Source organism: Alkalibacillus salilacus, from assembly GCF_030812915.1.
In the GTDB taxonomy this organism is placed as follows: Bacteria; Bacillota; Bacilli; order Bacillales; family Alkalibacillaceae; genus Alkalibacillus; species Alkalibacillus salilacus.
In genome coordinates, this window is record NZ_JAUSTQ010000004.1 from 67,322 (window position 1) to 93,103 (window position 25,782).

29 protein-coding genes are annotated in these 25,782 nt (G+C 37.8%); 10 read left to right on the forward strand and 19 right to left on the reverse strand.

Going from position 1 to position 25,782, the window contains the following annotated elements; translation table 11 throughout:
* The 4 genes from arsC to J2S77_RS06205 form a co-directional block, all read right to left on the reverse strand.
* Positions 1 to 417, reverse strand: a complete 417-nt coding sequence (arsC, locus tag J2S77_RS06190) for an arsenate reductase (thioredoxin) (protein ID WP_306975635.1) — start codon at positions 415 to 417, stop codon at positions 1 to 3.
* A 12-nt stretch (positions 418 to 429) separates the two neighbouring features.
* Positions 430 to 1,731 carry an arsenic transporter gene (locus tag J2S77_RS06195; protein ID WP_306975636.1) on the reverse strand — a complete coding sequence of 434 codons (1,302 nt, stop codon included), beginning with the start codon at positions 1,729 to 1,731 and terminating at the stop codon, positions 430 to 432.
* A 13-nt stretch (positions 1,732 to 1,744) separates the two neighbouring features.
* Entirely contained in the window at positions 1,745 to 2,092 is a 348-nt protein-coding gene (locus J2S77_RS06200) for an ArsR/SmtB family transcription factor (protein WP_306975638.1), read from the reverse strand.
* Between the two features lie 165 nt (positions 2,093 to 2,257).
* Positions 2,258 to 3,055, reverse strand: a complete 798-nt coding sequence (locus J2S77_RS06205) for an acyltransferase family protein (protein ID WP_306975641.1) — start codon at positions 3,053 to 3,055, stop codon at positions 2,258 to 2,260.
* Between the two features lie 134 nt (positions 3,056 to 3,189).
* Here J2S77_RS06205 and J2S77_RS06210 point away from each other — a divergent pair, with 134 nt between their 5' ends.
* Entirely contained in the window at positions 3,190 to 3,615 is a 426-nt protein-coding gene (locus J2S77_RS06210) for a disulfide oxidoreductase (RefSeq protein ID WP_306975642.1), read from the forward strand.
* Between the two features lie 32 nt (positions 3,616 to 3,647).
* Entirely contained in the window at positions 3,648 to 4,061 is a 414-nt protein-coding gene (locus J2S77_RS06215; RefSeq protein ID WP_306975644.1) for a thioredoxin family protein, read from the forward strand.
* A 71-nt stretch (positions 4,062 to 4,132) separates the two neighbouring features.
* Here J2S77_RS06215 and J2S77_RS06220 read toward each other — a convergent pair whose 3' ends face one another.
* Complete coding sequence (locus J2S77_RS06220; protein ID WP_306975646.1) at positions 4,133 to 5,161, reverse strand: acyltransferase family protein; 1,029 nt, start codon at positions 5,159 to 5,161, stop codon at positions 4,133 to 4,135.
* Between the two features lie 195 nt (positions 5,162 to 5,356).
* On the reverse strand, positions 5,357 to 5,515 hold the full coding sequence (gene ytzI / locus J2S77_RS06225; protein ID WP_306975648.1) for a YtzI protein: 159 nt from the start codon (positions 5,513 to 5,515) through the stop codon (positions 5,357 to 5,359).
* Positions 5,516 to 5,649: 134 nt separating this feature from the next.
* On the opposite strand from ytzI, the gene J2S77_RS06230 reads away from it, so the two are divergent.
* A complete protein-coding gene (locus tag J2S77_RS06230) occupies positions 5,650 to 5,964 on the forward strand; it encodes a YggT family protein (RefSeq protein ID WP_306975650.1) in 315 nt (104 codons plus the stop codon).
* Between the two features lie 14 nt (positions 5,965 to 5,978).
* Here the strand turns inward: J2S77_RS06230 and J2S77_RS06235 are convergent, their stop codons facing one another.
* From J2S77_RS06235 to J2S77_RS06270, 8 genes are all read right to left on the reverse strand, one after another.
* Positions 5,979 to 6,845: a DMT family transporter gene (locus J2S77_RS06235; protein WP_306975652.1), complete on the reverse strand. Its 867-nt coding sequence runs from the start codon at positions 6,843 to 6,845 to the stop codon at positions 5,979 to 5,981.
* Positions 6,846 to 6,860: 15 nt separating this feature from the next.
* Positions 6,861 to 7,187, reverse strand: a complete 327-nt coding sequence (locus J2S77_RS06240) for a hypothetical protein (RefSeq protein ID WP_306975654.1) — start codon at positions 7,185 to 7,187, stop codon at positions 6,861 to 6,863.
* Positions 7,188 to 7,219: 32 nt separating this feature from the next.
* Positions 7,220 to 8,179, reverse strand: a complete 960-nt coding sequence (locus J2S77_RS06245) for a ring-cleaving dioxygenase (protein ID WP_306975656.1) — start codon at positions 8,177 to 8,179, stop codon at positions 7,220 to 7,222.
* Between the two features lie 82 nt (positions 8,180 to 8,261).
* Complete coding sequence (locus tag J2S77_RS06250; RefSeq protein ID WP_306975658.1) at positions 8,262 to 8,789, reverse strand: GNAT family N-acetyltransferase; 528 nt, start codon at positions 8,787 to 8,789, stop codon at positions 8,262 to 8,264.
* Positions 8,790 to 8,801: 12 nt separating this feature from the next.
* The gene (locus J2S77_RS06255) at positions 8,802 to 9,245 is read right to left on the reverse strand and encodes a pyrimidine dimer DNA glycosylase/endonuclease V (RefSeq protein ID WP_306975660.1); all 444 of its coding nucleotides are present in this window, start codon (positions 9,243 to 9,245) and stop codon (positions 8,802 to 8,804) included.
* 11 nt (positions 9,246 to 9,256) lie between these two features.
* Positions 9,257 to 10,117 carry a 5'-3' exonuclease gene (locus tag J2S77_RS06260; protein WP_306975661.1) on the reverse strand — a complete coding sequence of 287 codons (861 nt, stop codon included), beginning with the start codon at positions 10,115 to 10,117 and terminating at the stop codon, positions 9,257 to 9,259.
* Positions 10,118 to 10,129: 12 nt separating this feature from the next.
* On the reverse strand, positions 10,130 to 10,414 hold the full coding sequence (locus tag J2S77_RS06265) for a hypothetical protein (protein WP_306975664.1): 285 nt from the start codon (positions 10,412 to 10,414) through the stop codon (positions 10,130 to 10,132).
* A gap of 124 nt (positions 10,415 to 10,538) precedes the next feature.
* Positions 10,539 to 11,687, reverse strand: coding sequence for a M20 family metallopeptidase (locus J2S77_RS06270; RefSeq protein ID WP_306975666.1), 1,149 nt, complete (start codon positions 11,685 to 11,687; stop codon positions 10,539 to 10,541).
* Positions 11,688 to 11,826: 139 nt separating this feature from the next.
* Between J2S77_RS06270 and J2S77_RS06275 the strand changes: the two genes are divergently transcribed.
* The 4 genes from J2S77_RS06275 (at position 11,827) to J2S77_RS06290 (ending at position 17,892) form a co-directional block, all read left to right on the forward strand.
* On the forward strand, positions 11,827 to 12,411 hold the full coding sequence (locus J2S77_RS06275; RefSeq protein WP_306975669.1) for a sigma-70 family RNA polymerase sigma factor: 585 nt from the start codon (positions 11,827 to 11,829) through the stop codon (positions 12,409 to 12,411).
* Positions 12,395 to 13,831, forward strand: coding sequence for a DUF3221 domain-containing protein (locus J2S77_RS06280; RefSeq protein WP_306975670.1), 1,437 nt, complete (start codon positions 12,395 to 12,397; stop codon positions 13,829 to 13,831). Before J2S77_RS06275 ends, J2S77_RS06280 begins: the two co-directional genes overlap by 17 nt.
* Positions 13,832 to 14,339: 508 nt before the next feature.
* On the forward strand, positions 14,340 to 16,070 hold the full coding sequence (locus J2S77_RS06285) for an ABC transporter ATP-binding protein (protein WP_306975672.1): 1,731 nt from the start codon (positions 14,340 to 14,342) through the stop codon (positions 16,068 to 16,070).
* Positions 16,060 to 17,892 carry an ABC transporter ATP-binding protein gene (locus J2S77_RS06290; RefSeq protein WP_306975674.1) on the forward strand — a complete coding sequence of 611 codons (1,833 nt, stop codon included), beginning with the start codon at positions 16,060 to 16,062 and terminating at the stop codon, positions 17,890 to 17,892. The genes J2S77_RS06285 and J2S77_RS06290 overlap by 11 nt, the downstream gene beginning before the upstream one ends.
* A 165-nt stretch (positions 17,893 to 18,057) precedes the next feature.
* Here the strand turns inward: J2S77_RS06290 and J2S77_RS06295 are convergent, their stop codons facing one another.
* Positions 18,058 to 18,324 (reverse strand): hypothetical protein, encoded by a 267-nt coding sequence (locus J2S77_RS06295; RefSeq protein WP_306975676.1) that lies wholly within the window; start codon positions 18,322 to 18,324, stop codon positions 18,058 to 18,060.
* A gap of 182 nt (positions 18,325 to 18,506) precedes the next feature.
* Here J2S77_RS06295 and J2S77_RS06300 point away from each other — a divergent pair, with 182 nt between their 5' ends.
* Both J2S77_RS06300 and J2S77_RS06305 read left to right on the forward strand, forming a co-directional pair.
* Positions 18,507 to 19,196 carry a phosphoribosylanthranilate isomerase gene (locus J2S77_RS06300; RefSeq protein ID WP_306975677.1) on the forward strand — a complete coding sequence of 230 codons (690 nt, stop codon included), beginning with the start codon at positions 18,507 to 18,509 and terminating at the stop codon, positions 19,194 to 19,196.
* Entirely contained in the window at positions 19,189 to 20,145 is a 957-nt protein-coding gene (locus tag J2S77_RS06305) for a carbohydrate kinase family protein (RefSeq protein ID WP_306975678.1), read from the forward strand. Before J2S77_RS06300 ends, J2S77_RS06305 begins: the two co-directional genes overlap by 8 nt.
* Before the next feature lie 43 nt (positions 20,146 to 20,188).
* Here the strand turns inward: J2S77_RS06305 and J2S77_RS06310 are convergent, their stop codons facing one another.
* From J2S77_RS06310 to J2S77_RS06325, 4 genes are all read right to left on the reverse strand, one after another.
* Positions 20,189 to 20,983, reverse strand: coding sequence for a DUF3298 and DUF4163 domain-containing protein (locus J2S77_RS06310; protein ID WP_306975680.1), 795 nt, complete (start codon positions 20,981 to 20,983; stop codon positions 20,189 to 20,191).
* Between the two features lie 98 nt (positions 20,984 to 21,081).
* On the reverse strand, positions 21,082 to 21,804 hold the full coding sequence (locus tag J2S77_RS06315; protein WP_306975682.1) for an amino acid ABC transporter ATP-binding protein: 723 nt from the start codon (positions 21,802 to 21,804) through the stop codon (positions 21,082 to 21,084).
* Positions 21,797 to 22,456, reverse strand: coding sequence for an amino acid ABC transporter permease (locus tag J2S77_RS06320; protein ID WP_306975684.1), 660 nt, complete (start codon positions 22,454 to 22,456; stop codon positions 21,797 to 21,799). The genes J2S77_RS06315 and J2S77_RS06320 overlap by 8 nt, the downstream gene beginning before the upstream one ends.
* Before the next feature lie 27 nt (positions 22,457 to 22,483).
* A complete protein-coding gene (locus tag J2S77_RS06325; protein ID WP_306975686.1) occupies positions 22,484 to 23,296 on the reverse strand; it encodes an ABC transporter substrate-binding protein in 813 nt (270 codons plus the stop codon).
* A gap of 202 nt (positions 23,297 to 23,498) precedes the next feature.
* Here J2S77_RS06325 and helD point away from each other — a divergent pair, with 202 nt between their 5' ends.
* Positions 23,499 to 25,766: an RNA polymerase recycling motor HelD gene (gene helD / locus J2S77_RS06330; RefSeq protein ID WP_306975688.1), complete on the forward strand. Its 2,268-nt coding sequence runs from the start codon at positions 23,499 to 23,501 to the stop codon at positions 25,764 to 25,766.
* The last annotated feature ends 16 nt before the right edge of the window (positions 25,767 to 25,782 follow it).

The following is a 25,782-nucleotide window of genomic DNA, read 5'->3' on the forward strand; positions in this document are numbered from 1 at the left end:
TTATTTATGATCTTTCAATGATTCAATCCGACGTTTAATATCATCTCGGACATCACGAAAAACTTGGTTCACTTCTTCTTCGCTTCCTTCTGCTTTAGCCGGATCAAACAATCCCCAGTGATCTGTCTCAACATTCGGTGGCGTGACCGGACAGTTTTCTTTCGCATCACCACAAAGTGTAATCACTAAACTCGCTCGCTTCAACAGATCACGATCAATGACAGCTGATTGCTGATCTCGTATATCAACGCCTACTTCATCCATCATTTCAACCGCTTTCGGATTCACACCATGCGCCTCAATACCAGCACTATGGACATCCCACTCATCACCTAATAATTGACGCCCTAACCCTTCAGCCATCTGACTGCGACAAGAATTACCCGTACACAAGAAATAAATAATTGGCTTACTCATACAGAACACTCCTTATAAATTTACTAAAATAATTGAGACATATAAACCGAGTAACGTGAAAGCTAACACTGGAATCGTTAAGATTAAGCCGACTTTAAAGTAGTAACCCCACGAAATCTTAATACCTTTCTTCGATAACACATGCAGCCATAACAATGTCGCAAGTGAACCAATTGGTGTGATTTTCGGACCTAAGTCACTTCCGATTACATTGGCATAAATTAACGCTTCTTTAATCATGCCCGATGTATTCGAGGCCTCAATAGCTAAAGCATCGATCATGACGGTTGGCATGTTATTCATGATAGAAGACAAGATTGCGGCCAGAAAACCCATCGACATCGTCGCAACCATTAAACCTTGACCTGCAGCTGCATCAATAACATTTGCAAGAACATCGGTTAAACCGACATTACGCAAACCGTAAACAACGACATACATTCCAATCGAAAAGAAAACAATATCCCACGGAGCACCTTTCACAACATCACTTGTCGGGACGGCTTTACTCCGTTTTGCTAGTATCAAGAAAATAATCGCAATGACACCTGCCACGAATGACACATAAAGAAAGTCAACCCACTCACTTGCGAAGTACCCAGCTAATAAAACGATTAAGACAAACCATGAAATGCGGAACATCTTATGGTCTTTAATTGCTTCTTTAGGTTCTTGTAATTCACTTAAATCATAATTCTTTGGAATAGATTTTCGGAAGAACAGATATAATACTGCAATACTTGCAATCATTGAAAATAAATTCGGAATAATCATCCTTAATAAATACTCTAAAAAACCTATATCAAAAAAGTCAGCTGACACAATATTCACAAGGTTACTAATCACTAAAGGTAATGATGTCGTATCAGCAATAAAACCACTCGCCATAATAAACGGCAGAATCATCGCTTCTTTGAAATTAAGAGCGCGAACCATCGATAAAACAATCGGTGTTAAGATTAACGCTGCTCCATCATTCGCAAATAATGCGGCCACAGCAGCACCGAGTAAGGTCACAAGCACAAACATTTTCACACCATTACCACCGGCAAGTCGTGCCATATGTAAAGCTGCCCATTCAAAAAAGCCAATCTCATCTAAAATCAACGAAATAATAATAATTGCTACGAATGCAAATGTCGCATTCCACACAAGCTCCGTTACATCAATGACATCTTGCACGTTTACAACACCAAAGACCAAGGCAAGTAATGCACCCGTACACGCTGTCCAGCCAATCCCTAGATTTTTAGGTTGCCAGATAACAAATGTTAACGTAATTAGAAATATAATAATAGCTATAGTTAATTCCATGAAGTAAACTCCTTTATTTATGACATATGACGTTTAGTCCATCTTGTTCTAGTTCATCCAACTCACTCTGGACACTCGGTAATGATTGAAGAATCTCTTTCATTAAGTTAAACGTTGTGTGGTCTTCGTTCATTCGATAAAACACCCATGATCCTTTTCGTTGTTCCATGACTAAACCACCATCTCGTAGCTTGCGTAAATGTTGACTGATAGCTGGCTGTGATAGATTGATTAATTCAACTAGCTCGCACACGCAGCATTCACGCTCATAAATGAATTGCATCATTCTAAGACGATTATAATCCCCTAGTAACTTAAGTGTTTGAGACGTTTGTTGAACAGTTTGTGTTTGTAACGCCATATAAGCATCCCCTTATATAAGTTAATACTTATATGATTGTAAGTTATAGATTAATAATTGTAAAGACGCGATAAATAACCTTGAATTCTATATTTCAAAAGCTGACCGTGCGATGTATGATTATAAACAAGAACTTAAGTCAAATGAAAAACGTCTCGGACAAGACTAATTGTCCGAGACGTTTTTCCATGTAATCACAATTGAACCACTAATATTATGGCCATGATATTTAATAGGTAAATCACCTGAATCAGTAGCTTCAAATTGGTATAACCAATCTTCATTTTCACCGATATAATCTAAGTTACCATAGTTACTTGTAGCGGAATGGCGTTTCAAGCCATAATTATTTCCTGAGTCATCGGCTAGGCCCCACTCAACCCGTAACTCGTAATCCTGACCAGATTCTACCGGAATATGAACCGTTTCCTCACCATTAAACTGGTCAAATGTCACTTCGTACTGACCTTGATCGTATGTTTCAGAGAAACCAGATTTAATCGCAGGATTCCAGGTCATAATAATAATTAGAATGATAATCGCAGGAACACCCACACCAAATGGGCGTCTTTTCGAACGACGCACAATGCGTTCAATAAAATAAAACAATAAAAACGCAAATACCGTAAACAAACTACTATAAAAAATCATATAGAGATAAACAGCCATAGAACTCATCGCTAAAGGGATATAAACAAGCACCCAAATAAACATAGCCGAAATCATATATAATGATACAAACGTCCGTTTTGCATTATCATCTAACTTACGTGCTACCCATTCATTCACATAAGAGCAGACCACCAAGTAAACAATGAAGATTAACCATATAAATGGATTAGACACAAGATCATAAGCTTCTGACAAATGAAAACCTGAATAAAGTAAATAAGCGATATATGTAAGAACCATAGTCAGAAAAGCTGTTGCCATTCGACTGCTTATATTATGTAATTTATGCATGAATTCGCCTCCAATCTTTTCTTATCATACACCATTTTCATGAAGTTAGAAAATGTTCATAAATAAAACTTACTTTTTACAAGGAATCATACTATAATTTGTGATAGACGTTATTTGTAAAAGGAGATTTATCCATGGAAAAACAAAGCGAAAATACTGTGATTATGGTATGGCTTGTGGCCTTAGTAGCCACACTAGGTTCCTTATATTTCTCAGAAATTCGTCAGTTCGAGCCGTGTTTATTATGTTGGTATCAACGGATATTCATGTATCCTCTCGTTATAATCATGATAATCGGTATCGTCGGGAAAGATCGTCATGTTTTCCAATACAGCATGATCTTATCAGGTATAGGACTAGCTATTTCCATTTATCATTATACCATTCAAAAAATTGCTTTTATGCAAGATAATGCTTTAAGCTGTGGTGAGACATCTTGTGTCGCACAATATATTAACTGGGGTGGATTCATTACGATTCCTTTCTTAGCAGGGCTTGCATTTGCAATTATACTTACGCTAAGCATTTTAGGTAACCGTAAGATCAAGCAGTCTCATTAATTCATACTGACCTTAATTTAGGAGGATTTAAAATGAAAAAAATATTAATTTTTGGCGGTATTATCATCGTCTTATTTGTTGTCTTAATCTTATTAACAAACCAAGGATCTGACACTTCTAATGAAGAATATTATAGTCAAGCAGTCGAACCAGACCAATTAGAACAACAAATTGAAGAAGAAGATTCTTTAACGGTGTACTATTTCAGTCCAGAATGTCACCATTGTCAAGAAACGACACCACGTTTAATGCCACTGGCTGATGATATGGATGTTGATATGACATTATTTAATCTTCTTGAACATGACCAAGGTTGGAATAATTTCAATATCGAAAGCACACCTACTGTCGTACATTACGAAAATGGCGAAGAAGTTAACCGCATTGTCGGTGCAGCACCGAACGAGGAATTCGAATCCTTTTTCAATCAAGTTGTTTTAGACTAAAAAACACAAAAATCTCCGAGCTACTCATCTGGATAGCTCGGAGATTTTTTAGATTCACAAATGATTTAACTTTAAGTCGATTGATGATTTCGATAATTCATTTGCTGCTGACTTCGAGTTTTTAACCACTTTTGTGCCCAGACTGTATTCATTTCAATGATTGGCTGAGTAAAGATCAACACATATCTTGATGATAAGAACATGACAATCGCACCAGCAATAATCGCTAAAGCTAAAACATCTAAATTCTCATTCATTCTAAGCAATCCTAGCTCGCGAACAAATTGAATAATCACACCATGAAGCAAATAGACGTATAGTGTATATGGTCCCATTGCTGTGATTTGATAGTTCTTAGTTGGAATTAAGGTAAGCACCGAAAACACCATTAAAATCGCTAAAGCGTATAAGCTTAACCGTGCAATAATTCCAATCGATTCAATTCCCATAGCGCTATAAGAGGCTGACCCAAATAGTAATTCATCAGGGATAACAGGCATAACTAGACTGACTACAAATAATATGGTTAAGATTAAAACGGCTACAACCTTGAACTTCATTTCTTTTAAATACGTGATTAACGTTTGGTCCATCCAGTACCCCATTAGGAAAAATGGGAAAAACACAAATGTTCTCGATATACTAAATTCATGCCCTATAAATGGGACGAGCCCAATTCCTAAGCCAATACTAAACGCAATCATCAAACCTTTAATTGGTGATAAATGTTTAAAAGCGATGAGTAAGAGATGCCAGCAAAATAGACTTAATAGAAACCACAGACTCCAATGTGGCTTATATAAAGCGACATACCAAGGGTCAGTATTAATCAAAATAGGTACAATTGAATATAGTACTTGAAATAATAAGAATGGTAGTAACAGCTTTTTCATCATTTTAACTAGAAAGCTCTGATCACTTCTTCCTTTAGCGAAATAACCACTCATCAATACAAATCCAGGAATATGGAATATATAGATCCACTGATATAGTGCATCTACACTGATCAAATCACCTTGCATAGGTTGGATTAAATGTCCAAAAACAACTAAAAATATAAAAAAGACTTTGGCGTTGTCAAAAAAGGCTAGTCGTTGCATAATCTTTTCGCCCCCAATCAACCAAAGACATAATATCGCATCTCTATACTTGATTGAACCCATATAACCAAATTGTTATTGATTTATTATATCGTTGTAATATTTTGTACTATATTAGGACATGATTTTGAAGCTATTAAAAATGCCGACAAACACTTAAGAAAGTGCATGTCGGCATTTAACAAATGGTCTTGGCTACTCATTGTTTTTGTCAGGTTCAGATTGTTCTTTTTCTTCATTTTCAGGTAAAGGGTCAACGGTATGTTCATAGGCATACCCTTTTGTTATTGCAATAATTGTTAGCACAGCTACAACAATGACAATCACAATTGAAATAATTAATACCGTAAACATGTTTAAACTCCTTCAGTCTTTTATATAAAATAGTAAATATATGGTTCCTCAAAAAAATTATATCATATTCAACGTCAAAAGTGATGTTTAAGCTACGAAGCATATGTGGTAACCATGAATAAGAGGTGAAGCTTATGAAAGTGATGCAATATATTAATCAATTGATAAATATACTAGTATGGATCGTTCAGATACTCTTAGGATTACGGATTATCCTCAAATTATTCGGTGCGTCTGAATCGGCTCCATTTGTGGAATGGATTTATCAAACAAGCGCTCCATTACTCTTACCATTTGAAGGAATCTTTCCTTCGAAAGTATTAGATGGCATTTATGTGATTGAGTTTTCAGCCATTTTTGCCGTTCTAGTATACACCTTAGTCGGCCATTTCTTATCATCCTTAGTGATGAATTTTAGTAAGCGAAAGAACCGTCCAAATGACTTATGATTTGGACGGTTTTTCTATGAGGTTGACGCTTGATTTGATGGCTTTAAAGTTAGGAGCAATATAGCCCCTAACAATAGCAAAATTCCAAAACCAGACACGAAATTCAATGGCTCGCCTAGCCAAATAAACCCAAGCATAGCTGCTGTTAATGGTTCTGCTAAGGCAAGTGTGACAGCAGCCGAAGCGGTAACACCTTTTAGTCCAGCTGCAAACAATAAATAGGCCAAAGCAGTGGCTAGCAGACCTAAATGAAGCATCGTCACAAGTCCCATCGGTTCAAAAACCCAAGCTAAATCAGATACAACTAGAATAGGTAATAAGAATAACGCTGCTGTACTAAACACAACAGCTACAACCGTGTCTGATCGATAAGATGTCACAAGTTGTTTACTTGTTAACGTGTAGATAGCAAAGGCTACTCCAGCTAACAAGGCTAGAACCATCCCTCTTGGGTCAAAAGCGACCTTTTCGCTTGCTGAAAATAATAAGACACACCCTAGAATAGCTAAAGCTGTTGCTATTACCCATAGTCTTTCTGGCATACTTCGAAATTTAATGGCTTCAAATAAACCAGCTATAATCGGAGCACTACAAATCGCAATTACTGTACCTACAGCAACTCCTGTCATGGCAACACCTGAAAAAAAGAACGGTTGATATAACGCCATAGCAATAGCACTTATTAATATTGGTTTCTTAGGTAAATGACGAAATGAAAATCGCTTTTGCAATGAAATTAAAATAAATAAAGAGCCACCACCAATGAGTAAGCGTAATGCACCTACTACAAGGGGTGATGACTCATTAGGTGCGAGTGCTTGTGCTGTTCCTGTCGTTCCCCACAAGATCGCACCAGCTAAGACTAACATCATATAACGCATTACCATTCCCCACCTTTAAAATAGCAAATGCCGTTCAAACCGAATAAATGAATACAAACGCATGAATAACACAATAGATAGAACAACTAATAATGGGATTTTAATATAATCTATTTCTGCAAAATAGACCATGATCAAGCCCACTAATGTCATTAACGCTAAGAAATTTGAATAACGTCCGTTAAGTGGTGTATTGCTTACTGCGAGTGCTGAAACCTTCTTAATACGTTCAAAGTAGCATGATTGGCAATAAGCTTGAATCATAAAGAAGATTTGCGTTGTAAATAAATCTCGCTTGGATTCAATGTGTTTTCCACAGTTTTGACAGTATACTTTTTTCATGATCTATTGGCACCTACCATATTAATTTCTTATTACATGTGAATTGGTTTTAAAACTTTTTCGATGCGATTCCGTTTTGATTCTAAAAATGGCGGTAAAGCAAGAGACTCACCTAGATGATGAACATCTTCATCTGTCGCAAAACCAGGTCCATCAGTAGCTAATTCAAATAAAATTCCGTTCGGTTCGCGGAAGTAGACGGATTTAAAATAGTGACGATCAACAAAATTAGAATGGCCAATTCCATTCGCAGTTAAGGTATCAATCCAACGTTTCAAACTCGATTCATCCTCAACACGGAATGCCACATGATGCACGCCTCCACGTCCTAATCGTTCTGCGGAAAGATCCGAGCGATGATGTACATGCACTTCTGCACCTGTTCCACCTTCACCCATCTCATAGACATAAACCATTTCATGTTGAGCACCTTGATACTCGCCTATATGATGGAATTCAAGAACGTCGACTATCACCGATTCTAGTTGTTTAATGTCAGGCACAGTTAAATGAATAGGACCAAGACCGACAATTCCATGTTGCGTGCTTGCGAATGATTTTTCCCAAGCTTGCCCACCTGCTACACCGTTATTCCCTTCATCAGAGACCAAAATCAACCGTTGTTTCTCATGATCTTGAAATGGTAAGACCTTCCGACCAAATTGTTCCTGAATTCCATCGTGTTCTATATTAGCTGAGGATAACCGTTCTTCCCAATAAGTCAAGGCTTCATCAGTAGGCACACGAAGCGATGTTGCCGAAATACTATTATTACCGTCATGATTTTGACCAATTTGAGGAATCTCAAAAAACGTAAACTCAGTCCCTGGTCGCCCCAATTCATCACCGTAAAAAAGATGATACATAGATGGATCATCTTGATTGACCGTCTTTTTGACCATTCGCATTCCTAATAGTTTCGTATAGAAATTAACGTTAATTTGCGCTTGTTTCGTCATGGCTGATACGTGATGGATTCCTAAAATACTCATATGCGCACCTCCAAGTCTTAATACATAATAATCTGATATTAATCAAACGATTGATTTGGTCAATTCATACCTTGGTTTATTCTTAGTCTCGCAAATCAACCCAGAAGCGTCGAACCACTTCTCCATTTTCTTTGGTAAATGGTAAGCCTTGCATACCGCCAATCTTTTCATAAACGCGTTGTACGATTGAGTCGCCATCCCGACAAGTGACTAAAGCACGAGGAATGCCAAATGATTTCAACATCGCTGTCGCTTCATTCAACATAAATGTCGCATGCCCTTCATTTCGCTCAGATGGACGTACACCGAAATCGACTAAACCATCGACTTCTACTAAGGAACCGACTAGTTCATGGCGAATAACACATGCGCCGATGATCTTATATTTTTCGTCAACGAGCCAACGTGTCGAAGCCGGGACCTCTTCTCCTGTTAAGCCAATCCCTTTTTCACGGTTTAATAATTGTTCAACTAATACATCGAATTCTGATGGTTTTGCATCTAATATAGATGGAACAACACCTTCGCCCGCTTCTTGCCAATCATTTATAAAATCCAAATAAGCTGATTCAAGTGATGTTGTCGGTTTAATTAATGTTAATTGACTCATGTATAACCCTTTCTATTTCTTGGTCACACGTTCCCAATTTTCGAGTTCACCTTCCACAATCGAAAATAGAGGATGTGCTTCAATTGATTCGTGTTTCATTTCTTTTAACGATCCATAACGCTCAGGATCACGCACTTCTAATTTTGCTAATAAATGATGCCACTCATATTCCGCTTGCCCTTTCGTAACCTTTAGATGTAAGGTTTGATCAACATCATAGACTTTACTTTGATCAAAGTTATAGCTACGTCGAACAGCCTCATCATAAACATATTGCAAATATGTGCCGATTGCTTGAACTGGATTCTCTTGATTACGGAAGCGAACGAGTTGAGGATGATTACGATAGCCTTTTGTCTCACCTTGTAATACTTTTTGAGCTAGCAAAGTTTCACGCCACAACGCCACTAAACCTTTAGCATCTAAATATTTCGGGTGAATAGACCATATGCGCATGTCATCTCCTCCTAGATTCGCTCGCCTAACCGTTTAAATTCAAATTCATTAAACTTAGCGATCACTTTCTCACGTTCTGGCTGATATAGAGCTTCATTCAAATCACAAGACACACCTGCATCACACCGGATTTCAGCTAATTGTCTTGATAAATGAACCATATCAAGATCAGCTTCAAATTTTGTCCGCTGAGCTTTCGTGAGAGTATCTAAATTATTAAGGATCGCATCAAGTGACCCGTGTTGAATTAACAATTTCAAGGCTGTTTTTTCACCAATCCCTCGAACACCAGGGTAATGGTCACTCGTATCACCCATCATCGCCTTAAGTTCAATCATTTGTTTCGGTGTAATGCCTTTTTCCTCAATAAATCGTGGCGCCTCATAAGTATCATAGTTGCCGTATCCTTTTTTCAGAAGGGCAACACGCACATGGTCATCTAGCAACTGTAAGATGTCTTGATCCCCTGTAAGAATCGTGACGTCTGCCTCATCTTGATAATGACTAGCTAATGTACCAATACAATCATCTGCTTCATAACCAGGAATCCCTACATTCGGAATATCCATCGCACTTGTCATTTCTTTTACTCGGTCAAATTGTGGCACAAGATTTTCTGGCGGGGCACTACGATTAGCTTTATAGTCTGGGAAGAGGTCATTTCGAAACGTGTGACTTCCCATGTCCCAGCAACTAATCACATGCGTTGGGTTAAAGGTATCAATTGCCGTTAATAAATGTCTTGTAAAGCCATGAATCGCATTCGTTGGAAGGCCTTGGCTATTAATCATAAAATTATTCATCATCGCTGTGGAATAGTAGGCGCGAAATAACAAGGCCATTCCGTCAACGAGTAATACATGTTTTCTCATTGTGTTCCTCCATTACTTGATTTCAACTTTACGGAATTCATGAATTAAATGTTCAGGATTTTCTTTTATTTGAAAGGTCATAACGCCTTTTGTGGTGTGTAAATAAAAGAACCCGTACTGACCTGATAACATCTTATATGACATATCAAAGATCATGCTTATTTCATACGTGTATTCAGCTGTTTCAATACGATCTTCATATAATCGAATATAATGGGTGTCTTCGATGTTTTTCTGTTGAAAATGAACATGATCAATTTCACGTCTGAACGTAATATAGGGATGTTCGCAAATCATTGTTGGACTCCTTTAAACGATCTATGGTTGTCATTATAGCATTGATTAATGAACGTGTCTTTTGAAGTAAATGACGCATCATTTTAAAAACAAACCTTTTTGTCGCTTAGATGACAGCACCTGACTATTGAGATGCTTGGCCATAACTACGTAACAACATAGCTAAAAGGGCACTGCGTTTCGGCAACTCATGTATGATTACATGTTCGTGCTTCGCATGAGCTCCATCTCCCACTGCACCTAAACCATCTAATGTAGGTGCTAAAGAAGCAGTGAAATTCGCATCACTACCTCCACCTGTCGATTCTTCTTCTAATTTAATGTTTAAGTATTGTTTCGCTAAGGTTTGAGCATGCTCGAATAACATCTCACTGCCATCTGTACGTTCAAGGGGTGGACGGTAAATGCTGCCTTGTATGTCAATGCTGATGCCATTATTAATCGGTTTAATCGATTCAATCTCAGACACCACTCTAGTCATCTCCACTTCAGTTTGAACACGAACATCTACGACTGCATGCGCTTCTTCTGCGATCATATTTTTTGATGAGCCACCGTCAATCACACCAACATTGACGGTCGTCCCTTGATCAATACTAGTTAAATTAGATAGATACGTAATCTGTTCAGCTAACTCTTCTATAGCACTGACGCCTTTTTCAGGTTCAATTCCAGCATGTGATGATACCCCATGAACCGTAAGCTCATAAGTCCCGACCCCTTTTCGAGCTGTTTTCAGAGCACCAGCTTCACCTTGCGCTGGTTCTAAAACAAAAACTGCATCACTTTTCGCCGCTTCTTCCTCTATATATGACTTAGACGTTGGACTCCCCAACTCTTCATCGCTCGTAATTAATAAGGTGACTTTCTTATTCAAAGTTTGATCAAGATACTCAATCGATTGGATCGCAAAAAGCGCTTGAACAATTCCTGCCTTCATGTCAAACGAACCTGGTCCATATAATTTATCTGCTTCTATTTTACAAGGCATATCTTCCAATGTACCTTCAGGCCAGACAGTATCTAAATGAGTCACAATCAATAACTGCTCTTCTCCCGCACCCCATTCAACCTTTAAATGAGGGGCATATAGATCACCTGATAAGCGTGTCACATCAGCCTTAATCATCGATTTTACTACTTTGTATAAATAATTACTCATTGCTTTCGTTAACCTAGTATCATTTGAAGGTGATTCCATCAATACCAATTCACGCAACAACTCTACCATGTCATCTTCTCTATCTTGTAAATATTGAACTAAATCATTCATGTATTTAATAGGGCCTCCATTAATTGATGTTCACTCTATTATACACTGATTAATTGCTGAAAGGTTATAATATTTACAAATCATGCAACCGCTTTTGGCTTTATGACGTCTAATAAGTAAAACAGAAAGGAGGCTCGTTATGTCGGTTTCTGAATTAGCTGCACTAGAAAAAGAATCATTAACCGAACAAGACCGGCTCGACATCTTGGATTATTGCATGCAATTTTACGGGTCTGATATTAAACGTGTCGTGCTTTCATATGTGAATAACGAAGCCGATGCAGAAGACGTGACACAAGATGTATTTATTACGGTCTATCAAAAGATTGATCAATTTAACCAACAATCACAATTAAAAAGTTGGCTCTTTCGGATTGCGATTAATAAAAGCAAAGACCATTTGCGTTCGTTCAAACAACGACAACAACGAATTCGAGATAAATTGATGCAGTCAGCACAAAAAGATTCAATTGAAACCAAAACACCTGAATCTATTTCAGTAGAAGCTGATGAAAATGAGTTATTACTACAACGCGTGTATCAATTATCAGGAAAGTATAAAGAAGTGATTATTTTATATTATTTTGAGCAACTATCCGTACAAGAGATTGCATCAATTTTAGACACGAAATCCAATACAATTAAGGCTCGGTTAAAACGAGGACGAGAAAGACTCAAAACCATTATCGAGTCTGGAGGTGAAGAAAATGGATCAAAAGCTTAAAGACTTACGTGAAACTTATCGAAATCAAACATCGTTTACGAATCATGATCGTAAACAAGTTCTAGCTAAGTTAAATGAACCGAAGCGGAAAGAAAAACAGCCAATGTTTCCGTTAAAAGTGATTATTCCACTTGCGGCAGCCTTACTATTGATGTTCACCATATTTGCAAGCTTAGCAACTGATGACAGTCCGAATACAGCCAATGAAGGTGAAGAAGAAACCACTACGGCACCTGAAGGCAATCCTGATGTCGAAGGGTATGTCGTTGAAGAAGAAGATACCCGAATTCTTGTAACAGGTAGTGAGCAGAATGAAAACGGCCAATACCCTGCCACTTGGTACTCTGATGTAGAGGAAGATGTTCAATTAGGTGATGAAGTCCGTGTATGGCATTCTGATTTAGCAGAATCATATCCTTCACAAGGTGAAGCTGATCACCTAGAAGTTGTTGAATCAAGTGAACAATCCGATATGTCGCAGCAAGAAGCTTTAGCCTCAGCCTTACGTACTATTGAGGACTACACGGTTAAAGTGGTGAGTAACGTTGAATTATTAAGTGAGGACGGTTTCTGGTCAATCAATATTCAAGATGCTGGAATGGAAGACCAATCCGCCAGTTTCTCAATCGCAGTCGATGGTTCTAGTGTCAGTACCACTTATGGTGAAAATCAATCATTACGTGGTGCAGAACAAGTTCAACTTGACTTATCCTTATCACAATTAATTAATGACGACTATAGCAGTGTTAACTATCAAGGATTTGAAGTCGAAGAACAAATGCTAACGATAAACCTTGATAACGCAGGTAGTATCGACCAAGATGCCTTAGTTGATGACATTGGCAATATCGTATTCGAATACGACTCAATCGAAGCTATGACAGTGAATTTTAGTGACCAGAGCATGACAGTATCACGCTCAGAACAAAATCAAGACGAAAGTGAATCCAACTCAGATGAATCGAGCTCTGAACAGTCTGAATCAGAAGAACAAACGGACTCCCCTCCAGAACCAAATATAGAAGATTTATTGAATGAGTATCACGCTGCTGAAGATCGAATAATGGAGACTGAAGAAGGTGAGAGCCATCGCTTAGCTCATTACGACAGCAAAGAAGAGATTGTTAACGACTTAAACGACACATTATCTCAATCACACATCGACTACCTGTTTGAAACATTCATTGTTGAAGAAGATATTACGAGTGACGCATCAGAAGGCTTGTATATTCGTCCAACAGGTGGTGACACACGAATCAACCTCGGAGAAGACTATCAAGTTGAACAACCGTCTGATACGACTTATCGTGTTACTCAAGAAATAGACAATGAACTCTCAGGCCACGTTCGAGTCATTTATAACATTAGCTATCAAGATGATAACTGGATTTTAGAAAACGTTGATTACGAACAACTATAACACTTAAGAATCTGCCATCCTAATTGGCAGATTCTTTTTTATTTTAAGCTTTGATAAAGTCCGTTGTTGATATTGTGATCCGCTACCGGTGGACGCTTTCCGCAGGCACGGCTCAAGCCAGGCAACTACATCGAATAAGCTTCTTTGGAACTTGCACCGAGGAAGCCTACTTCGAAGCGTTGACTTGCAGACGCAGGTGCATCCCTCGGCCAAAAATCGTGGCCTTCAGGGTCTCGAGACTCGTGCTATTCCTGTGACGGCCCGGACGGCCTAATGTCAACGTTGGTCACAGGACGTGACCGATTTTAGTCGACCAGAAGTCGCCACCTTCACTTCTCACAATACAACAACTCAGTGCTAAATTAATTGAAATCAACACTAAACTTTAACAGAACCTTATTTCATAGATTTCATATTACTGTTACCTGCCAATTGCCATGTGATAAGATAGAGTATATTTCTAAGCTATATTTTCTCTCATCATTGTAGCAATCACGGAGGCTATCATATGCGTTATATTTTTTCATACTTAACACCGTACTATTTCCATATGATCATCGCTTGGAGTCTGATGTTAATCGAATTATCAGTCGAGCTAATGTTGCCATTTTTCCTCGGCAAAATGGTTGATAATGGCATTATCACCCAAGACCTAAATGTCGTCATATTCTGGGGGTCAATCATGATTGGGCTTGCTATTTTATCTTTTATAGCAGGAATCGGGAACTCCTTCTATTCATCCCATGTAACCTATAAATTTGGTTATGATATTAGAGGCTACTTATTTGATAAAGTCCAATCTTTTTCGTTTAAAAATCTAAACGAACATCCGACATCGACCTTAATCACTCGTTTCACCAATGATATTAGACAAATTCAAAGCGGGCTCTTCTTAGCTTTAAGAATTATGTTCCGTGCGCCACTATTAGTTATTGGTGGCATTACTATGTCATTTATCGTAAACTGGCGGATCGCGCTCATCTTCCTAATATCCGTCCCTATTCTCATCTTACTGCTAGGAATCATTGTAAAAATCAGTAGCCGACTCTTTACTAAAGTCCAAGGTTATTTAGATAAAGTGAATCGTGTGATGCAGGAAAATCTGAGTGGCATTCGATTGATTAAAGCTTTTCTAAGAAGTCGACATGAAAAAAACCGTTTTGTAACAGCTAATACTCACCTAATGAATGAAACGAAAACAGCCTTTCGTGTGATAGAAGCATCCTCTCCGATTCTATTATTAATTATGAACTTGAGCCTTTTGTTCATTCTTTGGTTTGGTTATGAGGAAGTCAATCAAAATAATGCTCAAGTGGGTGAAGTTGTTTCGATTATTAACTATGCGCTACGTGTATCACTTGCGATGAATATGTTTGGCTTTTTAACCAGAGCATTCGCTCGTGCCAAGGCTTCTTCAGAACGTTTAGAACACGTTTTTACAACAGAGGTCGATTTACTTGAAGACCCATCAGTCGACCAGAATCAAAATATCACGACAGGTAAGATTCAGTTTGATCAGGTATCCTTTCGCTATCCGACTAATCATGAATATGTCTTAGAAGATATTAATCTCAATATTGATCCGCAAGAAAAGGTGGCGATTCTCGGGGCAACAGGGTCAGGCAAATCAACATTGTTTCAATTGATTCCGCGTTTATATGATACAAGTGAGGGACAATTATATATTGATCATCATCCAGTTCAATCTTATTCATTCGATCAATTAAGGCAATCAATTGGTTACGTTCCGCAAGATCCACTCTTATTCACAGGGTCAGTCTTTCACAATATTGCTTGGGGGAAAAATGGCGCATCACTTGAAGATGTTCAACAAGCAGCCCAAGATGCGCAAATTCACGATACAATAGCAGCATTACCAGACGGTTATCAAACGAAAATCGGTCAAAAAGGGGTGAACCTCTCTGGTGGTCAGAAACAACGCATTTCTATTGCCCGAGCACTTATCCGTAAACCGACGATTCTCATGCTTGATGACAGCACCAGCGCGTTAGACTTAAAAACAGAAGCCAAACTACTCAACGCTATTGATCATTATCAGTGTACGACTTTGATTGTGACTCAAAAAATCTCAACAGCTATGAATGCTGACCGTATTTTACTCTTTGATGAAGGTCAATTACTTGCTGAAGGCACCCACGACAGCCTATTGCAACACTCTGCCATGTATCAACAAATTGTTGAGTCACAATTCGGAGAGGAAGAGCGCCATGAGTCTTAAACAAAAACTATTAGAGCCGTTTCAATATGAAAAAATTGATTTAAGTGAAGCTAATCAGTCATCAGCAGGACGAAAACCAAAAGTCCGTAATTGGAAAGGGACGATTAGCCGTATTTGGTTTTATTTGTGGCGTCAAAATTGGCTATTACTTAGTGTCATGGTTCTCGTCATGTTTAGCGCAGCCTTTTCCATTCTTGGGCCTTATTTAATTGGTCGTGGTGTTGATGATTATATCGTTGACCGTCAATCAGATGGGTTTATGACATTTATTCTTATTTTACTTGTGATTTATCTTAGTTACTCGATTACGATTTTTACGCAAAACTTCCTTATGATTGGTATTGCTCAAAACGCTGTTTATCGTTTGCGTTCTCAATTATTTAATCAATTACATGAGCTACCGATTTCATTTTTTGATAAGCGTCAGTATGGTGAAATCATGAGTCGTGTGACAAATGATGTCGATAATATCAGTAACACATTAAATCAATCGTTTATTCAAATATTTCAAAGCATCTTAACCCTTGTTGGAACTGTCAGCGTTATGCTTTATTTAAGTCCGCCATTAACGCTCGTTACCTTAACCATTGTGCCTTTACTCGTGATCGGAATTAAATGGATCACGAAACGAACCAGACCTTTATTTAAAATCCAACAAAATCGTATTGGTGAATTAAATGGCTTTGTTGAGGAGACGATTTCTGGTCAGCCGATTGTGAAAACATTCTCCCAAGAAAATCGGGTCATCCGTGAATTCGAGGCCAAAAATAACGCCGTTATGCATTCCAGTTACTGGGCGTCTGTCTTTTCTGGTTTCATTCCTAAAGTATTAAATATGCTGAACTCGTTAAGCTTTGCCCTTATTGCCTTTGCCGGCAGTATTTTCGCATTAAATGATATGGTCACAGTTGGTACAATCGTGATCTTCACAGAATTAGCACGTCAATTTACACGTCCATTAAATGAACTCGCTAATCAATTTAACCAATTATTAACCGCAGTAGCAGGTGCAGAACGTGTTTTTGACATCATAGATGAAGAAAGCGAGGAAAAGGACGAGACTCATGCGATTGGTATTGATGAACCTCGTGGCGACATCACATTTGATCATGTTCATTTTGCCTATGATAACGAAAAAGTATTAGACGATGTCTCTTTTCAGGTCGAAGCTGGTAGTATGGTAGCCCTTGTCGGTCATACTGGTGCAGGTAAAACGACAATCATTAACCTATTATCTCGATTTTATGAATACGATCAAGGCCGAATACTACTAGACGAAACCGACATAAAAGATATAAAACGATCAAGCTTGCGCCAATATATGGGCTTTGTCTTACAAGATGCTTATTTATTCGAAGGAACGATTCGTGACAATATCCGTTACGGGCGATTAGATGCAACAGATGAAGAAGTCACCCAAGCGGCTAAACTTGCCAACGCACATGAATTTATCGCGGGGTTACCTGATCAATATGACACCGTGCTTGATCAAGATGGTAGTGGGATTAGCCAAGGCCAGAAACAATTAATAACGATTGCGCGTGTAATCTTATCTGATCCAAAAATATTGGTGTTAGACGAAGCAACAAGCAGCATAGATACGGTAACCGAAATTAAGATTCAACAAGCCATGCGCCAATTAATGCAAGGTCGTACGAGTATCGTCATTGCTCATCGTCTTAATACGATACGCCATGCAGACCAAATTATTATGTTTGAAAATGGCAAAGTGATTGAGAAAGGTTCACACAAGGAATTAATTCAACAAAACGGTCATTATGCAGATTTACACCAAGCTCAACTCAACAACCAAGCTCAATAAATGCTTGGTGATCCCGTTGAATCATCATTCACATATAAAAAACCCGATTGATTTAATTATAGGATTAGTCAGCAGACAGTTTTCTTTCAAAATGTCTGCTGGGTGAGAGCCATTTATCCTACATAAATCATTCGGGTTTTAAATTCATAACTGCCACAATAAACCTTATGATTGTTCATCTTCTGGGATTGATCCGTTTAATTTTCTAATATCACGATGTAGCATCATCAATAACCCCGTAACCATAAACCCTATACTTAAAAAATATGGGACATTCACCATACCTGCTTCCATAACACGACTAAATCTACCTGAGGCTCCAGTAAAACCACCTAAATCAGGCACAATATTAGCAATCGCAAGGTGCATAAGTCCAAACAACAAGACCCCTGATACAAATAAAACTGTGCCCAAAATTTCAACCCTATTCAATTCCCTCACCCTTTCTATCATCATGACTTATATGATATTTATATTAACATATTTTTCAAATATTTCAGATAATACTATTCAAGTTTTCCGTTGTCCAATACTTCATGATTAAATATTCCGAAAATTATTGCTATAATAGATATAAATAACTTATGAGCAGTGCTTAAAAAGGGGGATGATTCATGAAAGTACAAATCTATGAAATACGATCAATTAAAGATGCGCAAAAGGCTGTTGAAGCAGGAGCTGATCACCTAGGCATCCCGTATGATCAAGATCCGACTTACCCTGGTCACCTTACATGTGAAGAAGCAATGGATGTTTTTGAATCTATTCCTTCTAACATTGTAAAGATCGGCTTAACTATTTCAGAAGATATTCATCATATTCGACAGAATCTAAAAACTGTCATGCCAAATGTTCTTCATCTTTCTGGTAATATCGAGGCCATTTTACCTGAAGAGATTGAGCGACTAAAACAAGATTTTAAACCATTAAAAATTATGCAAGCGATTCCCGTCTACGCTGACCAAGATTTGGCCAGCCAAAAAGCACTTGATTATGTAAGACGTTATGAGCATGTTTCAGACTATTTTTTAATCGATACAAAATCACATTCAGAAGATGTAATCGGAGCAACTGGTACTATACATGATTGGCAGATTGACCGAGCTATCATTGAATCAACAGATGTCCCCTGCATTATAGCGGGTGGTCTTTCGAGTGAAAATGTCCAAGAAGCGATCCGTATCTCCAGACCATACGGCGTCGATTCATTCACTTCAACCAATGAAGACAATCCGATTGATGAAAAACATATTAAAAGTATCGAAAAAATACGCGCATTTGTGGAGGCGGCTCACAATGCTTAATCAAAACTCTTATGTCTTAGTGATTGGCGATGCAGGTGTAGATATAGTCGTTCATTTACCAGAATTCGATGAAAATGGAAAGGCAGACTTTAAAGAGCCCTTTTTACTTGGAGGTGGCACTTCAGCTAATACAGCTGTTGCCCTAAGTAGATTAGCGATGAGTACATCTTTTCTAGGTACCATAGGTGATGATGCACAAGGTAAACAAGTCATTGAAGACTTTAAACAGGAAGGCGTTAATATCGATCACTTAATCGTCAATAATGATCTGAATACATTTTCAACATTTGCCTTTATTGATGAAAATGGTGAGCGGCACCCTTATATTTGGCCTAAACGTGATTTAGCTTTTCAATCGTTAAATCGTGATCAAATTAAAGACAACATTTTTCAAAACGTTTCATGGGTCCATTCATCAGGCATTTCAATGCTTGAAAATACATCAGCTCGACAAACAATCTTATCACTATTTAAAGAAGCGAAAGAGTTGGGGTTAACAACCTCATTCGATTTAAATTTAAGAGTGGACGATGAATTTGATCCAGATTACCACCAGGCGATCATAGAGACTATTCAACACAGTGATTATATCCTTGGTTCAGGCGAGAATGAATTCCATTATCTATCCCCTGAACAGCACTGGTTAGACACCATTAAGCAATTAGTATCAGCAAACCAAACCTTTATCGCACGTATGGGAGACCAAGGATCATTAGCCGTACAGCAATCAAATACTATTGAAGCTTCAGGCTTCCCGATTCAAGTAGTGGATACACTTGGTGCAGGGGATATCTTTAATGCTGGTTTTATCTACGCTTGCATGAAGGGTTATTCTACAGAAGAGAGTCTTAAATACGCCAATGCCACGGCTGCATTTAGTGTCAATAAAGAAGGCGCCCGTTCATCTCCAACAATCGATGAGCTGGAAAAATTCTTATCTACTTATTGATTAAAGATCAGCACTGCTAGTATGCTCATCTTCTAGCAGTGCTTTACATATAAAAATCTAACCCAGTCGCATCTTCTAATTCCAACCTCTTAAGCCATTCTTCTTTAATTAAGTCCTCTAATTCCTGCATTGGAACGTAAACTTCCGGAAGTCCAGCTGCCCCACTCAACACTTCATACTGGTCAAAATGAAAAACAGCCTTACCATCATCAATCATCATATTCGAAAAGTGATAATCTGTTTGAGCTAACCAACCTTCTAACTCTGCTTCTAAAATATAATCACGATATTGTTCTGATGTATAAAGTTGCTTTTCAATCAAAGTAAAAACCGTATCTTTTGCTTTTTCTGCATCTTTAAATAAAGATTGCCGATCAAATAAATCGCCCTCTTTTAAATCCACCATCCAAGATTTCACTTTTTGATTAACGGTTGCACCGCCTGTATAGGATTCTTCATGAAATTGTATCGAATATAACCCCTCGCCTGCTTTGGCGATATCAACGGTTAACTTCAACTCAGCTGGAACATCATGATTCAGCTGTTGCTTCTGTTCGACAATATGAAAGAATTGATTCATCACCTGTTCGACATAATCACCAAAAAATTGATCTAAAGTCGCTTCCTGAAATACAGGCGTCTGAACATATAGCTTATATTGCTCATCTTCTCTTGAAACGGTTCGAATTTGAATATCAGGATACGTCGTGTCTTCCAATTCATCAGTTTCTTCAGCCTGTAGCGCCCCAGCATCATCATTAGGCGCAAACAGAAATAAACCAATAATATAACTGATTGCTAAGGCTAACAAAAAATAACGCAGCGTTTTCTGCCCCATGACCATCATCCTTCATTAATCATTTATTATTAGTTAGCCCGAACAACCCTTAATCTATACAAAAAACACACCGACTCTCGATGTGTTCTTCATGATGATTATAAAACTTTATCCAAGAAATTCTGGGCACGTTCAGTTTTAGGCTGATCAAAAAAGGTCTTTGGCTGTGTTTCCTCAACGATTTTACCTTGATCCATAAAAACCACACGGTCAGCCACTTCTTTCGCAAAGCCCATTTCATGTGTCACCACAGCCAATGTCATACCAGAGTGCGCTAAATCCTTAATCACATCCAACACCTCTTTGACCATTTCCGGGTCAAGAGCTGATGTCGGCTCATCGAATAACATTAATTCAGGCTCCATAGCTAAAGCGCGGGCAATGGCGACACGTTGCTTTTGTCCACCTGATAAGCTATTCGGATAAGCATTTGTTTTATCACTAAGTCCTACTCTCTCTAACAGATCTTTTGCTTTACGAACCGCTTCATCCTTCTTCATTCCTTTTACAGTCATCGGCGCATAGGTTAAGTTATCTAAAACCGTCATATGCGGAAATAGATGAAAGTGTTGAAAAACCATACCGATTTGTTCACGTACTTTTAGAATATCCACTTTCGGATTAGTAATATCGGTATCATTGACGAAAACGTGACCTGAAGTGGGTTTCTCAAGCAAATTCAAACAACGTAAAAACGTTGACTTCCCGGAACCAGATGGCCCGATAATCGTTACAACCTCACCCCGTTCAATTGAGGTATTTAAATCACTTAACACTTCATTTTCTCCAAAACTTTTGTGCAACTGTTCGACTTTAATCACTTGCTCTCATCCTTTTCTCTACATACTTACCAGCAATCGTTAAGATCATGACCATAATATAATATAAGACCCCAACAAATAATAATGGTTCAAAGTTACGGTATATATCTGAGGCAACAACTTGTGCACGACGCATTAAATCTAAATAACTGATGACAGAGACAATCGCTGACTCTTTCGTCAATGTAATAAATTCGTTCATTAAAGCTGGTAAAATATTTTTCATTGCTTGTGGCAAAATTATTTTAAGCATCATCGGACGATATGGAATCCCAAGAGCTTCAGCTGCTTCACGTTGCCCTTTATCAACAGCTTGAATCCCTGCACGAATAATTTCTGATACATATGCTGATGAATTCAATCCAAACGTTAATATAGCTGATAAGAACGGTGAAATATCATATCCCGTTAACTGTGGAATCGCATAATAAATCAATAATAACTGCAGAATCAGTGGCGTTCCACGAAATACCGATGTATAAGCATCAGCAATAAATTTAAAGCCTTTAATATCACTAATTTTTACTAATGCGATTAATGATCCTAAAATAAAACCAAATATAATTGATATGATAACAAATTGTAACGTGACCCATACTCCTTCTAACATAAAAGGAATATAAGGCACGATTTGGCTAAAATCCAAATTCATGCCTTACTCACCCCTAACTTTCTCTTTTTATTCGTTTAATTCCCATTTCTCTTCAAGTTCTTCGATCGTACCGTCTTCTAAAAATTGTTCTACAAGATCATTTACTTCGTTATAGAATTCTTCATCGCCATCTTTTGGAAATGCAATGGCCATACCTGGTGCTGCTTCAGTTGGATCATCGAATCCTGCTAAATTCTGTTCTTCAACATAACCTTCTGCTACGGTTTTATCTAAATAACCAACATCAATACGTCCAGTCTTAAGTTCTTGAATAATATTCGTTGCTTTATCCATTGATTGCAGTTCGAAATCATAGTCTTCCTGCAATGTTTGCGCTCCCTCTTCTTGGATCGTACCTAGCTGAACACCGACTGTTGTGCCGTCTAAGTCTTCAATACTCGTAATATCAGAATCAGGGTTCGTCACGAACATTTCACCTGAACTATGATATGACGTTGAGAAGTTGACGTTTTCAGAACGTTCTTCAGTCGCTGACATACCTGCCATCACCATATCTGCGCGTCCTGATTGTAATGCCCCAATTAATCCATCAAAGTTCATATCATTAATTTCTAATTCGTATCCCAATTCATCCGCAATCGCATTTGCAATATCAATATCAAAACCAACAATCTCTCCATCTTCATTCATCGATTCAAACGGAGGATAATCAGCAGATGTTGCTAATTCAATCACTTGTTCCTCTCCATCACTATTCCCTTCACTATTTCCATTTGCATCGCCACTTTCTCCGTCACTAGCACTACCTGCTCCACATGCTGATAATACGATTAAAATCATACCTAGTAGAAAAGCTAATCCCCATTTGTTTTGTTTCATATTTATCTCTCCTTTGTATATTTATACGTTTAAATGTATATTAACACATTATATTCTTTTGTCAAAGCTATATTCTGCATAAAAATAAAGTTTAAATATTCAGATTATTGAAAAGGGTTTCAGATTGAGATATTGTTAGTCGCCAAACATCTTATATTATGTTATTTTATGATGGTGATTTTGATAAAAGGAGTCGTATACTATGTCAGTTGAAGGACATCCGGAATTCGAAAAAGAACAACAGCATTTAGAATTTGTCAAACGTTATATACAGGCTGTAATTAAAACTGGAAATGAAGATGAAGATCAATTTAAAGCAAATATTAAAGAAGCCTTTGTTGACTTAGATTGGTTTGATTCAAGTTTAAGCTATATTAATATCTTAACGAACGCTCGTTTACTTGAAACGAACCAAAAACAACTCGAAAATCTACGTCAAATACAAGCTAAACCGTACTTTGCCAAGGTACAATTAGAACGTGAAGGACAAAATGAAGAGTACTACATTTCAAAAACCTCCCTCTATCAACGCGAGTCACAAGACCCCATATTAATCGATTGGCGCTCACCCTTAGCCAATGTTTATTACGACGGACGAATTGGTAATGTCAATTACGAGGTGAATGGTGAAGAGCGCGAAGCTTATCTCGCCTTAAAACGACAGTTTATGATTGAAAATGGCGAATTACAATCCATCCGTGACATCGACCTTACGACCACAGACGAATTATTACAGGAGTCACTAGAAGGTTCAGCAGGCAGTCGTTTAACCGAAATCGTTTCAACGATTCAAGAAGAACAAAACCGTGTCATTCGTTCAGATTTAAACAAACCTATAATTGTACAGGGAGCTGCAGGTAGTGGTAAAACGACCATTGCTTTACACCGTATCTCCTATTTCATTTATCAATATGCCGAAAACTTCGATCCAGAGAAACTCATGATTTTAGCACCCAATCATGTTTTCTTAGATTATATTTCTGAAGCATTACCTGAATTAGGCGTTGAACGTATCAATCAAACAACATTAACCGATTATGTCCAACAAGCGATTGGTAAAAACTTAACGATTATTCACAACAAAGATTTAGAATCACTCTCACAGTTAAATGACGAAGAAACAAATCAACTTAAATACTTATCAAACTTAAAAGGCTCATCCTTTTTCAAATCCATTATCAATAATTTTATAAACGATTTAATCCCAACCTTTATTCCTGATGAGGATTTTAAAGTTGATAAATTTAAACTCTATAGCACTCGTCGTATCGAACGTCTGTTTAGAGACGATTATAGCTACCTTCCCTTATACAAACGAATGAATAAAATTAAAAATGTCATTAAACAAGACTTCAAACAGAAACAAAAGAAAATGACTGAAAAAGTTGAAACATTTTATGATGAAAAATTAGAAAAAGCTATCTATAGCATGACAGATGAAACAAAGCGGAAAGAAACTGTGTCAAAGCTAATCACTAGGAAAGAGCAGCGTATGAAGGAATTAGAGACTGCTATAAAAGGAGCAACACAACGATACTTTAAGAATTTTCCTAACAAAGGGTTAATGACCTATTACAAACAGTTATGGGAAGATCCAAAGAAACTCGCTTTATACAGTGATGGTCATTTATCAGAAGAGGATGCCGAGGCACTTGCTAAGCATACCCTAAAGCAAATTCGAAAAAATCAATTTGAAACAGAAGATTTAGCACTCTTATTAATACTGCACGATAAGCTTTATGGAGTTGAACCTGATTACAAAATGAACAAAGTAATCATAGATGAAGCGCAAGACTATAGCCCAATCCAATTCATTGCATTACGTGATGCCATGGATACACAGTTATTTACCATTGTTGGCGATATCGCTCAAGGTATCTATGGCTTTCAAGGCATAGAAAACTGGGATGAACTCATCCAAGATATTTTACCGAAATCAAACTATCACGAGCTACAGAAAAGTTACCGTAACACCATTGAGATTATGGACGTTGCTAATACAGTAGTCGATCAACTAGCCATCGATATACCAAAGGTTGAACCGGTTGTTCGACACGGTAAAAAACCAACTTTTACAACGATTAACAAAGCTAACGATTTAGTTAATCCTATCTTACAAGAACAACAAGCCAATCAAGACCAGAATCTGCAATCGTTTGCTGTTATTGCGAAGACGCAAGCTGATTGCCAAGGTATCTATTATGCCTTATCACCCCATACAAAAACGCAGCTAATCCAGGATCCAAATGAACGTATGGATCAAGAAGCGATTATGATCATACCATCTTACTTATCGAAAGGATTAGAATTTGATTCAGTTTTTGTCGTCTCAATCAATGATGAGTTCAATAATCATGATGAGACAGATATCAAATTATTGTACGTTTCATTAACTAGACCGCTTCACCGTTTACATTTATTCGCACCTAAACAGGCAAGTCTAATGCTTAACAATTATTCATTTAATTAATAAAAACGGTCCGTCG